The organism is Streptomyces sp. NBC_00250 (assembly GCF_036192275.1).
Classification (GTDB): domain Bacteria; phylum Actinomycetota; class Actinomycetes; order Streptomycetales; family Streptomycetaceae; genus Streptomyces.
On sequence record NZ_CP108088.1, the window covers coordinates 3,507,256 to 3,521,693 of the forward strand.

Annotated in this window: 11 protein-coding genes; 5 read left to right on the forward strand and 6 right to left on the reverse strand. The window is 71.9% G+C overall.

Annotated features, from left to right (window positions below):
• The first annotated feature begins 141 nt into the window (after positions 1-141).
• A complete protein-coding gene (locus OG259_RS15550; protein ID WP_328942815.1) occupies positions 142-1,863 on the forward strand; it encodes a chitinase in 1,722 nt (573 codons plus the stop codon).
• A gap of 67 nt (positions 1,864-1,930) precedes the next feature.
• Here OG259_RS15550 and OG259_RS15555 read toward each other — a convergent pair whose 3' ends face one another.
• Entirely contained in the window at positions 1,931-3,244 is a 1,314-nt protein-coding gene (locus tag OG259_RS15555; RefSeq protein ID WP_443052128.1) for a protein kinase domain-containing protein, read from the reverse strand.
• A 190-nt stretch (positions 3,245-3,434) separates the two neighbouring features.
• Between OG259_RS15555 and OG259_RS15560 the strand changes: the two genes are divergently transcribed.
• Positions 3,435-4,790, forward strand: coding sequence for a M14 family metallopeptidase (locus tag OG259_RS15560; protein ID WP_328942817.1), 1,356 nt, complete (start codon positions 3,435-3,437; stop codon positions 4,788-4,790).
• A gap of 70 nt (positions 4,791-4,860) precedes the next feature.
• Here the strand turns inward: OG259_RS15560 and OG259_RS15565 are convergent, their stop codons facing one another.
• The 4 genes from OG259_RS15565 to OG259_RS15580 all read right to left on the reverse strand — a co-directional run bounded on the left by OG259_RS15565 (position 4,861) and on the right by OG259_RS15580 (position 8,668).
• Positions 4,861-6,303, reverse strand: a complete 1,443-nt coding sequence (locus tag OG259_RS15565) for a GntP family permease (protein ID WP_328942818.1) — start codon at positions 6,301-6,303, stop codon at positions 4,861-4,863.
• Between the two features lie 141 nt (positions 6,304-6,444).
• Positions 6,445-6,879 carry a RidA family protein gene (locus tag OG259_RS15570; RefSeq protein WP_328942819.1) on the reverse strand — a complete coding sequence of 145 codons (435 nt, stop codon included), beginning with the start codon at positions 6,877-6,879 and terminating at the stop codon, positions 6,445-6,447.
• On the reverse strand, positions 6,876-7,637 hold the full coding sequence (locus OG259_RS15575) for an IclR family transcriptional regulator (RefSeq protein WP_328942820.1): 762 nt from the start codon (positions 7,635-7,637) through the stop codon (positions 6,876-6,878). Before OG259_RS15575 ends, OG259_RS15570 begins: the two co-directional genes overlap by 4 nt.
• Positions 7,634-8,668, reverse strand: a complete 1,035-nt coding sequence (locus OG259_RS15580) for a sugar kinase (RefSeq protein WP_328942821.1) — start codon at positions 8,666-8,668, stop codon at positions 7,634-7,636. Before OG259_RS15580 ends, OG259_RS15575 begins: the two co-directional genes overlap by 4 nt.
• A gap of 124 nt (positions 8,669-8,792) precedes the next feature.
• Between OG259_RS15580 and OG259_RS15585 the strand changes: the two genes are divergently transcribed.
• Both OG259_RS15585 and OG259_RS15590 read left to right on the forward strand, forming a co-directional pair.
• Positions 8,793-10,058: an alanine racemase gene (locus tag OG259_RS15585; RefSeq protein WP_328942822.1), complete on the forward strand. Its 1,266-nt coding sequence runs from the start codon at positions 8,793-8,795 to the stop codon at positions 10,056-10,058.
• 11 nt (positions 10,059-10,069) lie between these two features.
• On the forward strand, positions 10,070-11,647 hold the full coding sequence (locus OG259_RS15590) for an N-acyl-D-amino-acid deacylase family protein (RefSeq protein WP_328942823.1): 1,578 nt from the start codon (positions 10,070-10,072) through the stop codon (positions 11,645-11,647).
• Here the strand turns inward: OG259_RS15590 and mptB are convergent.
• Positions 11,627-13,057, reverse strand: coding sequence for a polyprenol phosphomannose-dependent alpha 1,6 mannosyltransferase MptB (gene mptB / locus OG259_RS15595; RefSeq protein ID WP_328942824.1), 1,431 nt, complete (start codon positions 13,055-13,057; stop codon positions 11,627-11,629). The genes OG259_RS15590 and mptB overlap by 21 nt on opposite strands.
• Before the next feature lie 143 nt (positions 13,058-13,200).
• On the opposite strand from mptB, the gene OG259_RS15600 reads away from it, so the two are divergent.
• Complete coding sequence (locus tag OG259_RS15600) at positions 13,201-14,412, forward strand: pyridoxal phosphate-dependent aminotransferase (protein ID WP_328942825.1); 1,212 nt, start codon at positions 13,201-13,203, stop codon at positions 14,410-14,412.
• The last annotated feature ends 26 nt before the right edge of the window (positions 14,413-14,438 follow it).

A 14,438-nucleotide genomic window follows, 5' to 3' on the forward strand; every position in this document is an offset into this window, starting at 1 on the left:
GTCCGCACTTCCCCGTAGTCCCCCGTACTCCCCCGCACAGCCCCCGTACTTCCGCACGCCCTCGTACCCCCGTACGAGCCCCTCCGTACGACGACGTACGGCACCTCCACATCCCCCACATCCCCAACTCCCCTCCGGAGGATGCACGTGGACCGCACCACCACCCGCCCGCACGGACGCCGCTGGCTCGGCGGAGCCCTCGCGCTCGCCGTCGGCTCCGGGCTCGTCCTCGTCGGCGGAGCCGGCACCGCGCAGGCGGCCGACGTCAACGTCGCCAAGAACGCCGGTTTCGAGAACGGCCTCGCCAACTGGTCCTGTTCCGCCGGGAGCGGCGCCGCCGTCTCCTCCCCGGTCCGCACCGGGGCCGGCGCACTGCGCGCCACCCCGGCCGGTCTCGACAACGCCAAGTGCGTGCAGACCGTAGCGGTGAAGCCCAACTCGACGTACACGCTGAGCGCCTGGGTCCAGGGCGGCTACGCCTACCTCGGTGCCGACAACACCGGGACCGGCTCCGGCAGCGTCTCCACGTGGACGCCCGACAGCGCCGCCTGGAAGCAGCTCACCACCACCTTCACCACCGGGGCGAGCACCACCTCGGTCGAGATCTACACCCACGGCTGGTACGGGACGTCCCCCTACCTCGTCGACGACGTCAGCGTCTTCGGGCCCGACGGGGGCGGCGGCCAGGACCCCGACCCGGTCGTCCCGGCCACCCCGGCCGGCCTCGCCGCGGGCACCGTCACCTCCTCCTCCGTCGCCCTGAGCTGGGGCGCGGTCTCCGGCGCCACGGGCTACAAGGTCTACCGGGACGGCGCCAACCCGCAGGCGGTCACCGGCACTTCGGCCACCGTCACGGGGCTCACCGCCGACACCGCGTACCAGTTCCAGGTCGCCGCGACGAACTCCGCGGGCGAGTCCGCGAAGTCCACCGCCGTCTCCGCGCGGACCGCCAAGGTCACCGACCCGGGCCCCGGCCCGGCCGTGCCCAAGCACGCCCTCACCGGCTACTGGCAGAACTTCAACAACGGCGCCACGGTCCAGAAGCTGCGGGACGTCCAGTCGCAGTACGACATCATCGCCGTGTCCTTCGCCGACTCGACGACCACGGCCGGCCAGATCGTCTTCAACCTCGACCCGGCCGTCGGCTACGCCTCGGCCGCCGACTTCAAGGCCGACATCGCCGCGAAGAAGGCCGCCGGCAAGTCCGTCGTCATCTCGGTCGGCGGCGAGAAGGGGAACGTCACGATCAACAGTGACGCCTCCGCGACCGCCTTCGCCGACAGCGCGTACGCCCTGATGCAGGAGTACGGCTTCAGCGGCGTCGACATCGACCTCGAACACGGCATCAACTCGACCTACCTGACCAAGGCGCTGCGTCAGCTGTCCGCCAAGGCCGGTTCGTCGCTGGTCCTGACGATGGCCCCGCAGACCATCGACATGCAGAGCACGGGCACCGAGTACTTCAAGACGGCGCTCGCCGTGAAGGACATCCTCACGGTCGTCAACATGCAGTACTACAACAGCGGTTCGATGCTCGGCTGCGACGGCAAGGTCTACAGCCAGGGCTCGGTGGACTTCCTCACCGCGCTCGCCTGCATCCAGATCCAGGGCGGTCTCTCCCCGTCGCAGGTCGGTCTGGGCGTCCCGGCCTCCTCGCGGGGCGCGGGCAGCGGCTACGTCGACCCGCAGATCGTGAAGAACGCGCTCGACTGCCTGACCAAGCTCACGAGCTGCGGCACCTTCAAGCCGGCCCAGGCCTGGCCGACGCTGCGCGGCGCGATGACCTGGTCGACCAACTGGGACGCGACGGCCGGCAACGCCTGGTCGAACGCGGTCGGCCCGCACGTCCACAACCTGCCGTAACGCCACACAGCCGTACGGAAGTCACCTCGCAGCGCCGCCGGTCCCCCGGCGGCGCTGCTCCGTTTCGTCAGGCGGGACGGAACAGGGCCAGGACCCGTGCGAGGCCGTGGACCCACTCGTCGACCCTGGCGGCCCGGCGGCCGTCGATCTCGCAGGTGTAGTCGGTGCCGTCGTACAGGATGACGGCGATGCGCAGCCACCGGCCTCGGCGGGTCCGCTCGTACCGCACGGCCCTGATCTCGGGCCAGCTGAACTCGGCCTCGTCGTCGAGGAGTTGCAGACAGATTCCGGCGCCGTCCACGACGATCCCGTAGATGCTGTCGGCGGCGACGAACTCCGGTACGGGCTGCGGGGGCGCGACGGGCGGCGGCGGCACGAAGAGGGTGGGCGTGGGCGGCCCGAATCCCGGCGGGATCGAGTCGCGCGCGGGTGGGGGCGCGTACGGCGACGGGACCGAGGCGTGCGGATGCGGGGCCGCGTACGGCGACGGGACCGCGGTCTGCGGCGGCACGGGCGTCGACGGGATCAGGCCCTGCGGCGGCCCGTACGACGGCGGGATCGAGTCATGCGGCGGTCCGAATCCCGCCGGGGTCGGATGCTGCGGCGTCGCGGGCGCGTCGACGGCCGTCGGCGGCGGGACCGTCCCCACGGCGTCCCGCACCCCCTCCCCCAGGGCGTCCAGGATCTCCTCCGGCGTGGGCCGTTCGGCCGGGTTCTTGGCGAGGCAGCGACCCACGAGCCCGCGCAGGGCCTCGGGTACGGAGGCGAGGTCCGGGTCCTCGTGCACCGCCCGGTACATGAGCCCCATCGGGGTGCCGTCCCCGAAGGGCCGGCCGCCCGCCGCGGCGACGAGCACGGCGCCGAGGGCGAAGACGTCGGCGGCGCCCGTGACCTCGTCGCCGAGGGCCTGTTCGGGGGCGAGGTAGCCGGGGGTGCCGAAGGCCGAACCGGTGGCGGTGAGCCGGGTCGACTCCACCGCGCGGGCGATCCCGAAGTCGAGGACGCGGGGTCCGTCGGGAGCCATGACGATGTTGCCGGGTTTGAGGTCGCGGTGGACGAGCCCGCAGGCGTGGATGGCCTCCAACGCCTCGGCGAGCGCGGCCCCGAGCGCGCGCAGCCGTCCCTCGTCCATGGGGCCCTCGGCGGTGACGAGGGCCGAAAGGGTGGGGCCGGGGATGTAGGCGGTGGCGAGCCAGGGCGCCTCGGCGTCGGGGTCGGCGTCGACGACCTGCGCGGTGTGGAATCCGCCGACCTGCCGGGCGGCGGCGACCTCGGCGCGGAAGCGCGCGCGGAAGGACGGGTCGGCGGCGAGTTCCGGCCGGGCCACCTTGACCGCGACGGCGCGCCCGCCGCGCGATCGGGCCAGATAGACGGTGCCCATGCCGCCTTCGCCTAGCTTGTGCTCGATGACGTATCTACCGATGAGGGTCCCCACCGGGACAGTATGGCCGAACTCCATATCTTGACCGGTCCATGACACGGGCTCACCATGTGGCCGAACACAGAACACCGAACACAGAACACCCGCACGCGCTTGTCGCACCCCCCACCCTCCCCACCCAGGAGACAGCATGCGACGTTCTCTCCGCGGCAGAAGGTCCGCCACCCTCGCGGCCCTCGTGGCGCTCGCCCTCGCGGCGCCCCTCTCCGCCCTCACCACACCCGCCGGGGCCGACCCGTCGTCGACCGCCGCCCGTATCGCCGCAGGGGCCGATGAGGTGATCCGGCAGTACGAGGTGGCCGGGCCCTCCACCCCGGCCGCCCGCACCGCGCTCACCGCCACCGGCGTCTCGATCGACGAGGTCGACGCCCGCTCGGTCGTGGTCAGCGCCAACACCGAACAGCTCAGGAACCTCAAGGCACTCGGCTACAAGCCGATCGCCCTGCCCGGCCCGCCGAACCGCGCGGCCGAGGGAGACCAGGCCGTCGGCCCGCTCGACTTCCCCTCCGCCGACGCGAGGTACCACAACTACGCGGAGATGAACGCGGAGATCGACCAGCGGCTCGCCCAGTACCCCTCGATCATGCGCAAGCAGGTGATCGGGAAGACGTACCAGGGCCGGGACATCGTCGCCATCAAGATCAGCGACAACGTCGCCACCGACGAGAACGAGCCGGAAGTCCTCTTCACCCACCACCAGCACGCCCGCGAGCACCTCACCGTCGAGATGGCGCTGTACCTCCTGCGCGAGCTCGGCGCGGGCTACGGCAGCGACTCCCGGGTCACCAACGCCGTCAACGGGCGCGAGATCTGGATCGTCCCGGACCTCAACCCGGACGGCGGCGAGTACGACATCGCGAGCGGCTCCTACCGCAGCTGGCGCAAGAACCGGCAGCCCAACTCCGGATCCTCGTACATCGGTACGGACATGAACCGGAACTGGGACTACAAGTGGGGCTGCTGCGGCGGCTCTTCGAGCTCCAAGAGCTCCGAGACGTACCGTGGCACGGCGCCCGAGTCCGCCCCCGAGGTGAAGGTCGTCGCCGACTTCGTCCGCTCCCGGGTGGTCGGCGGCAAGCAGCAGATCACCGCGGCCATCGACTTCCACACGTACAGCGAGCTCGTGCTCTGGCCCTTCGGCTGGACCACGGCCAACACCGCACCGGGCATGACGCTCGACGACCGGAACGCCTTCGCCGCGGTCGGCGGCAAGATGGCGGCCAGCAACGGCTACACGCCCGAGCAGTCCAGCGACCTCTACATCACGGACGGCTCGATCGACGACTACCTGTGGGGCGCGCAGAGGATCTTCGCGTACACCTTCGAGATGTACCCGTCCTCGTCCGGCGGCGGCGGCTTCTACCCGCCCGACGAGGTCATCGAGCGCGAGACGAGCCGCAACCGCGACGCCGTCCTGCAGCTCCTGGAGAACGCGGACTGCATGTACCGCTCGATCGGCAAGCAGGCGCAGTACTGCGCGGCCTGACGGTCCGTACGTGAGAACGGGCGCCCCGGCGGCATTCCGCCGGGGCGCCCCCGCGTCACGGGCCGGACCCTCAGACGAACAGACTCAGCGCGGCCGCCGCCGCGAAGCCCGCCAGGGAGAGCACCGACTCCAGCACCGTCCAGGACTTGAGGGTGTCCCGTTCGGTGATGCCGAAGTACTTGGAGACGATCCAGAAGCCGCCGTCGTTGACGTGCGAGGCGAAGATCGAGCCGGCCGAGATCGCCATGATGACGAGGGCCAGGAAGGCCTGCGAGTGGTCGCCGCCCTCGACCAGGGGCAGCACGATGCCCGCCGTGGTGACGATGGCGACCGTCGCCGAGCCCTGGGCGACGCGCAGCACCAGGGAGATGAGGTAGGCGAGCACGATGACGGGGAGACCGACGTCGTGGAAGGTGTCGGAGAGCGCCTGGGCGACGCCGCTCACCTTGAGGACCGCGCCGAAGACCCCGCCCGCGCCGACGACGAGCAGGATGTTGCCGACCGGCTTGAGCGAGGAGGTGGACACCTGCTCCAGGGACTTCCGGGACCAGCCGCGACGGATGCCGAGCATCCAGTACGCGAGGAAGAGCGCGAGCGTCAGCGCGACGAAGGGGCTGCCGAAGAACTCGATGACGGAGCGGAGGGTGGACTCGTCCAGGGCGATGGAGGAGAAGGTCGCGGCGAGGATGAGGACCAGCGGCGTGCCGATGATGAGGAGCACGGTGGAGAGCGCCACGGGCTCCTCGGTGCCGCCGGTCCGCTCGGCGGCGACCTTGGCCCTGGCCTCCTCGGCGGCCTCGACCATGTCCTGCGGGACCGCGACGAAGAGCCGGCGGCCGATCCAGCCTGCGTACGCCCAGGCCGCGAGCACGGCGGGGACGCCGACGAGGACGCCCATCAGGATGACCCAGCCGAGCGAGACGTGCAGGAGGCCTGCGGCGGCGACCGGGCCGGGGTGCGGCGGCAGGAACGCGTGGGTCATGGAGAGACCCGCGAGCAGCGGCATGGCGTAGAGCAGGATCGACTTGCCGGACCGCTTGGCGGCGGCGTAGACGATCGGCGCGAGGACGAAGATGCCGACGTCGAAGAAGACCGGGATGCCGAAGATGAGTCCGGTGAGGCCCATGGCGAGGGGGGCCCGCTTCTCGCCGAAGAGGCCGAGGAGACGGCTGCTCAACACCTCGGCGCCGCCCGAGACCTCCAGGATCGCGCCGAGCATGGTGCCGAGTCCGATGATGATCGCGACATGGCCGAGGATGCCGCCCATGCCGGTCTCGATGACGGAGGTGGCGGCGGACTTCTGGACGGTGCCGAAGAGTTCGGTGACGGAGAGGCCGGCGGCGAGGCCGACGCCGATGGAGACGGCGAGCAGCGCGACGAAGGGCTGGAGCCGGATCTTGATGATCAGCAGGAGCAGGACGGCGATGCCGAGGGCGGCGACGGTGAGCAGCCCGGCGGTGCCGGGTATCAGGTGGAGCAGTCCACCGGTGTGCGGGGGCGTGGCGGGGTTCATGGCCGGGGGAAGCCTCGCTTTTGGGTAGGGGGGAGCGCGGCACGGCGTTCGGGGTGAGAACGCCGTGCCGTGGAGCGGCTGGTTCAGGTGGATCGGTTCAGGTCCGTTCGGGCGGGTGGACGCCGGCCGTGTGCGCTCGGATCAGCCGAGGACGGCGAGGGCGTCGATCTCGATGAGGAGGCCCTGGGGCAGACCGACGTAGACGGTGGTGCGGGCGGAGGCGGGGGCCTTGAGGCCCTGCTCCTCGAAGTACTGGTTGTAGATCGCGTTCATCTCGGCGAAGTGGTCCACGTCCGTCAGGTAGACGCGCATCATCATCACGTCGTCCCAGCTCGCGCCGCCCTCCTCCAGGATCGCCTTGACGTTGGCGAAGGTCTGGAGGGTCTGCTCGCGCAGGGTCGGTCCTGCGACGGTCGGGGCCTGGCCCTCGACGGCGGGCAGGAAGCCGACCTGGCCCGCGACCTGGAGGATGTTGCCCTTCTTCACGCCGTGCGAGAACTTCGCGGGCGGGGCGGTGTGGGTGGCGGGGGTGAGGGCGGTCTTCTCGGTCGACTGCTCGAGGTTCTGGTCGGTCATGCGCTGTCCTTGCTCGGGGAGGTGCCGGAGTACTCCCGGCTGATGGCGTCCGCGGTGCGGCGCACCTGCGGGAGGAGGGAGAGGAGTTCCTCGGCCGTGACGACCACGTTGGGCGCCGAGACGGACATCGCGGCGACGACGCGCCCGTCGGCGCCGTGGATGGGCGCGCCGACGCAGTTGATGGACTCCTCGTGGCCGCCGAGGTCGGTGGCCCAGCCCTGTTCGCGTACGGTCGCCAGCTCCTTGAGGAAGGCGGCGGCGTTCGGGGTCGAACGGGGCGTGTACGGGGGGTAGTCGAGCTTGCCGGCGAGGGCGCGGCGCTCGGGTTCGGGCAGGTCGGCGAGGAGCAGCTTGGCGACGGCGGCGACGGTGATCGCGACGGGCTTGCCGATGCGCGAGTACATGCGGACCGGGTAGCGGCTCTCGACCTTGTCGATGTAGAGGACCTCGCCCTCCTCGTAGACGGCGAGGTGGATGGTGTGCCCGATCCGTTCGTTGAGCGCGGCGAGGTGGGGGTGCGCGATCTCGCGGATGTCGAGGTTCTCGACGGCCTCCTGGGCGAGCGCGAAGAGGCGGGCGCCGAGGCGGTACCGCTGGTCCTGCTGGCGGTAGACGAGGCCGTGCTCGTGCAGGGTGCGCAACAGCCGGAGGGCGGTGGACTTGTGGACACCGAGCCGGTCGGCGACCTGTCCGAGGTCGGCGGGACCCTGTGCGAGCAAGGGCAGGATGCTGAGCGCCCGGTCGACGGTCTGGCTCATGGTGTACGTCCCTCCTGGTCGTCCCCCGTCCAGCCGGGGCCGAGCTGAAGTGTGCCCCAGGCGGTCGGGGCGAGGGCGGCGAGCCGGTCGGCGTGGGCGCGGCGGGGAGGCACGGCCAGGTCGCCGGGGACGGTGAGGGCGGCGGCGGCCAGCAGGTGTCCGTGCCGGAGGCGGGCCGTGGCGTCGAGTCCGCGGAGGGTGGCGGAGAGGAATCCGGCGGCGAAGGCGTCTCCGGCGCCGACGGCGGCGACGACGTCGACGCGGGGGGCGGGCACCTGCACGACGGTGTCGGTTCCGGGGCCGGTGCGTTCGTGGACGGTCGCGCCGTCGGCGCCCCGTTTCACGACGAGGACGGCCGGTTCGGGGAGCGCCGCGCGGATCGAGGCGGGGTCGCCGAGGCCCCAGGCCTGTTCGGCCTCGTCGGCGCCGACGAAGACGAGGTCGGCCCGGCGGGCGAGCTCCAGGAGGACGGGGCCGGCGGTGGCGGCGCCGTCGCGCCACAGTCCGGGGCGGCAGTTGACGTCGAAGGAGACGAGGGGGCGGCCGGCCCGGGGCGCGGTGAGGGCGCGCATGAGGGCGAGGCAGTCGTCGGAGAGGGCGGCGGTGATGCCGGTGAGGTGGAGGACGCGGGCGTCGTCGACGGTCTCGTACGGCACGGTCGCGGGCGACATCGCGGAGGCGGCCGATCCGGCGCGGTAGTAGACGACCTCGTGGGCGTCGGTGGCGCGGTCGGCGGCGGTGCGGAAGTAGACGCCGGTGGGGCGCCGCGGGTCGCGGTCGACGGCGCTGACGTCGACGCCGTAGGCGCCGATGGTCTCGACGAGGTGGTCGCCGAAGCCGTCCCGGCCGACCCGGCCGACCCAGCGGGTGCGGTGGCCGGCGGCGGCGAGGGCGCAGGCGACGTTGGACTCGGCGCCGCCGATCGCGCGCTCGAAGGCGGGTACGTCGGCGAGGCGGCCCGGTCGGGAGGGAAGGAAGGTGACCATGGACTCGCCGAGGCACACGACATCCACGGGCGGTTCTCCGGCCACTCTGGCGCTCCCTTGCGACTCTCGCGGGGTCCATTGACCCGGCCTTGGCCCGGATGCTAGACAGCTTTGAGCGACATACGCAATGACTGTTGCATCCTTCGCAACGCTTCGATGAGGAGGCCTCATGCCCGACCTGGCGAACGAGCGCGTCGACCACCGCTTCAAGGCCCTGCCCCCGGACGCCGAGGGCCTGACCGTCGGCGAGCTCGCCGCCCAGCGGCGCAACCTCTTCACCGGTGGCTTCACCACCCCCGTGCTCGCCCTCTCGGCCGAGTCCGTCGAGCACAACCTGCGCCTCCTGGAGACGTACGCCGAGCGCCACGGCCTGGCCTTCGCCCCGCACGGCAAGACGTCCATGGCCCCCCAGCTCTTCGACCGGCAGCTGGAGCACGGCGCCTGGGGCATCACCGCCGCCGTGCCCCACCAGGCCCGCGTGTACCGGGCCCACGGCATCGCCCGGATCTTCCTCGCCAACGAGGTCGTCGACCCGGTCGCCCTCCGCTGGGTCGCCGGCGAGCTGGACGCCGACCCGGACTTCCGCTTCCTCTGCTACGTCGACTCGGTGCGGGGCGTCGAGCTGATGGACGGGGCCCTGCGCGCCGCGGGCGCCACCCGACCCGTGGACGTCGTCGTCGAGCTGGCGGCCGGCGCGACGGGGCGTACGGGCGTGCGGACCGAGGCGGAGTGCGCGGCCGTCGCTGACGCGGTCGCGGACGCCCCGACCCTGCGGCTCGTCGGCGTCGCCGGATACGAGGGCACGATGCCCGGGGCCGACGGCGAGCGGGTCAGGGAGTGGCTGAACCGACTGGTCGGGCTCGCGGCCGACTTCGACAAGGCCGGCCGCTTCGACCCCGCCATCGGCGAAATCGTGGTGAGCGCGGGCGGCAGCGAGTGGTTCGACGCGGTCGCCGATGTCTTCGCGGAGATCCCCGGACTCTCCCTGCCCGTCCTCAAGCTGCTGCGCTCCGGCGCGTACGTCTCGCACGACGACGGGCAGTACCGCGAGCGGACCCCCTTCAACCGGGTGCCCGAGGAGGGCGCCCTGGAGCCCGCGTTCCGCCTCTGGTCGCAGGTCGTCTCCCGCCCCACCCCCGAGCAGGCCTTCACCAACGCGGGCAAGCGCGACGCCGCCCACGACCTGCACCTGCCCGAGGCGCAGGTGGTCCGCGACGCCCGCACCGGCGAGATCCGTCCCGCCGACGGCCTGACCGTCACCGGCCTCTCCGACCAGCACGCCTGGGTACGGACGGAGGAGGGCGCCGACCTGGAGGTCGGCGACTGGCTCGGCATGGGCCTGTCCCACCCGTGCACGATCTTCGACAAGTGGCAGCTGATCCCGCTGGTCGAGGCGGACGGCACCGTCGTCGACTACATCCGCACGTTCTTCTAGAAGGAGTCGGCATGGACCTCGTCTTCCGCGACGCGGAGGTCGTCGACGGCACCGGTGGCCCCTCCTACCGCGCCGACGTGGCGATCGACGGCGGCCGGATCACCGCGATCGTCAAGGAGGGCGCGGCGGCCGGCTGCCAGCGCCCCACCGCACGCCGCGTCGTGGACGCCGAGGGCCTCGCCCTCTCCCCCGGCTTCATCGACATGCACGCCCACAGCGACCTGGCGCTGCTCCGCGACCCCGACCACAGCGCGAAGGCCGCCCAGGGCGTGACGCTGGAGGTCCTGGGCCAGGACGGTCTGTCGTACGCCCCGGTCGACGACCGCACGCTCGCCGAGGTACGCAGGGCGATCACCGGCTGGAACGGGTACGGCGACGACATCGACTTCGACTGGCGCACGGTCGGCGAGTACCTGGACCGGCTGGACCGGGGCATCGCCGTCAACGCCGCGTACCTGATCCCGCAGGGCACCGTGCGGATGTACGCGGTCGGCTGGGACGACCGCCCCGCGACGGAATCCGAACTGGACCGGATGCGGCAGCTCGTCGCGGAGGGCATGGAACAGGGCGCGGTCGGCATGTCCTCCGGGCTGACCTACACGCCCGGGATGTACGCGAAGGACTCCGAGCTCACCGAACTCTGCAAGGTCGTCGCCGGGTACGGCGGCTACTACTGCCCGCACCACCGCTCCTACGGTGCGGGCGCCCTGGAGGCGTACGAGGAGATGGTCCGGCTCACGCGGGAGGCGGGCTGCGCCCTCCACCTCGCCCACGCCACCATGAACTTCGGCGTCAACGAGGGCAGGGCACCCGAGCTCCTCGCCCTCCTCGACGAGGCCCTGGACGCGGGCTCGGACATCAGCCTCGACACGTACCCGTACACCCCCGGCTGTACGACCCTGGTCGCCGTACTGCCGAGCTGGGCGAGCGAGGGCGGGCCCGAGGCGGTCCTCGCCCGCCTGCGGGACGACGAGACGGCGGAGCGCATCCGGCACCACCTGGAGGTCCTCGGCTCGGACGGCTGCCACGGGGTGCCGATGGACTGGGACACGATCGAGATCTCGGGAGTGTCGGAGGGCACGCTCGCGGACTGGGTGGGCCGCCGGGTGGACGGCTGGGCGACGGCCCGCCGACTCCTCCTGGAGGACCGGCTCGGAACGACGATCCTCCAGCACGTGGGCCACGAGGAGAACGTCCGCACGATCATGCGGCACCGGGTGCACACGGGCGGCTCGGACGGCATCCTCCAGGGCCTGAAGCCGCACCCGCGCGCGTACGGCACGTTTCCGCGGTACCTGGGCCACTACGCACGGGACCTCGGCGTCCTCACCCTGGAGGACTGCGTGGCCCACCTGACCTCCCGCCCGGCAGCCCGCCTGGGCCTGCGGGACCGGGGCGTGATCAGAGAGGGCCACCGCGCGGACCTGGTCCTCTTCGACCCGGAGACGGTCGGAGCGGGAGCGACGTACGAATCCCCGCGCACGCTCCCCACGGGAATCCCGCACGTCCTGATCAACGGCGAGTTCGTCATGGAGGACGGCAAGCGGACGAACGCCCTGGCGGGCAGGTCAGTCCGCCGTACGCGCTAGCGTGCGGCGGGGCCGCGCCGGCCCCTCGCCCCACGGCTCCCGCCGCACCCACCAGAGCCCCAGCACCAGGGCCGCCCCGGCCACCGCGAACCCGTACCAAGGCGTCCGCCCGTCCAGCGCCGTCTCGTAGACCAGCGCTGCCGAAAGCACCGCGAGCACCTGCCCTGCCCGGCTCCGCCAGGCGACCGCCGCCACCACGGCCGTCCCCCACAGCAGGTACCAGGGCTGCACCATGGGCGACAGCGCGACGAGTGCGACCAGGGAGAGCCCCAGCCCGAGGACCGGGTCGAGAAGCCCTCGCCAGGCCCGCCACGCGAGCACCAGGATGATCACCACGGCGACGAGCAGCCCGAGGTTCTGCACGACCGCCTTGACCGGGTCGGGGTCGTCCCCGAGGAGCAGCCCCAGCCCGAGCCCGAGATCGCTGCTCAAGGACAGCGCCGTGTGGATCGTCCCGGCCACACTCTGCGTCCGCACCCACCCGAACCCGGTCCCGGCCGACACCGTCGCCCCCGCGGCCACCGCCCCGGCCACGAGGCCCGGAAGCACGAGCCCCTTCACCAGGCCCCGCACACCGCCGCCGTCCCGCCGGGCGACCATCACCCCGATGAAGAGCAGGGCGACCGCCGCCGGTGACTTGACCATCATCGCGAGACCGACGAGGACGCACCCGAGCACCCACCGGCCCCGTACGGCGAGCAGCACGCCCGCCAGCATGAGCCCGATCATCAGCCCGTCGTTGTGCATGCCGCCGACGACGTGGATGAGCAGCAGCGGGTTGAGGGCGGCCAGCCACAGGGCCCCGTCGGAACCCCCGGGACCGCCCCCGAGCCCCCGTACGGCCCAGACGATCAACGCGAGCGCGCCGAGGGCGATCAGCCGCATGCCGAGCACGGCGGGAACGATCTCGCCGCCGGTCGCCTTCACCACGAGCTGGGCGAGGACGAGGAACACGGGCCCGTACGGCGCGGGCGTGTCGGTCCAGTGCCCGCCGACGCTCGCGGCCGCGTCCGCCCCGAGGTCGCCGGGTCCGAGGACGGAGGGCCCGCCGCCGTACACGTCGTGCCCTTCGAGGACCATGGCGCCCTGCGCGATGTAGCTGTAGACGTCCTTGCTGTAGAGCGGCGGGGCGAGGAGCAGCGGCGCGGTCCACCAGGCCAGGGTGGCGAGCACCCCGTCCCGTACGCCCCGGGCGAGGAGGACGCCGTACCGCCACCAGGCGGCGACGAGCACCGTCAGGCCGAGGTACGCGAGGAGCGCGCCGGCGAGGGTGAGCGCGGAGCCGCGCGGCTCCCACAGCCCCCAGCCGCCGCGTACGGGCAGCGTCCCGGCGGCCCAACCGCCCACGGCGACGGCGAGCGACCCGGCAGCGCCGAGCCGCCGGCATCCGGAAGCAGTCAGAACCCACATGACGGGCCAACCTATCCCGCCGGACGGAGGACCCCTATTCGGCGGCCCTCACCAGGGGAAAGCCCCGCCACCAGGCCCTCACCCCTGTCCGACGTGTCCCAAAACACGAAGCGCCCGGGCCGACCCGGCCGTAAGCTCTCGTCATGCAGGTGATCCAGTCCACGAAGCTCGCCAACGTCTGTTACGAAATCCGGGGTCCGGTGCTCGAAGAGGCGATGCGGCTTGAGGCTGCGGGTCATCGCATCCTCAAGCTCAACACGGGAAACCCGGCCGCCTTCGGCTTCGAGTGCCCGCCCGCCATCCTTGAGGACGTGCTGCGCAACCTCTCCGAGGCGCACGGCTACGGCGACGCGAAGGGGCTGCTCTCGGCCCGCCGCGCGGTGATGAGCCACTACGAGACCAAGGGCATCCCGCTCTCCGTCGAGGACATCTACCTCGGCAACGGCGTCTCGGAGCTGATCCAGATGTCGATGCAGGCGTTGCTCGACGACGGCGACGAGGTGCTGGTCCCGGCCCCGGACTACCCGCTGTGGACGGCCTCCGTGTCGCTCGCGGGCGGTACGGCCGTGCACTACCGCTGCGACGAGCAGGCGGACTGGATGCCGGATCTGGCGGACATCGAGCGGAAGATCACCGATCGCACCAAGGCGATCGTGATCATCAACCCGAACAATCCGACGGGCGCGGTCTACGACGACGAGATGCTCCGTTCCCTCACGGAGATCGCCCGCCGCCACAACCTGGTCATCTGCTCGGACGAGATCTACGACAAGATCCTCTACGACGGCACCACGCACACTCCGACCGCCGCGATCGCGCCCGATCTCCTCGTCCTCACCTTCAACGGGATGAGCAAGAACTACCGGGTGGCCGGTTTCCGCTCGGGCTGGCTCGCGGTCTGCGGCCCGAAGCACCACGCGTCCTCGTACATCGAGGGCCTCACGATCCTCGCGAACATGCGCCTCTGCGCGAACATGCCGGCGCAGCACGCGGTGGCCGCCGCCCTCCAGGGCCGGCAGTCGATCGAGGACCTGGTCCTGCCGGGCGGGCGGCTCCTGGAGCAGCGGGACACGGCGTACGAGCTGCTGACACAGATCCCGGGCGTGACGTGTGTGAAGCCGAAGGGTGCGCTGTACCTGTTCCCGCGGCTCGACCCGAACGTCTACAAGGTCAAGGACGACCGGCAGATGGTCCTGGACCTGCTGCGGGCCGAGAAGATCATGGTGGTGCACGGGACGGGCTTCAACTGGCACGAGCCCGACCACTTCCGGATCGTCACGCTGCCGGCGGCGGCGGACCTGGCGGACGCGGTGACCCGGATCGGCCGTTTCCTGGACGGCTACAGCCAGCCCTGACGAGACACCACCGGACCTCGCTCAAC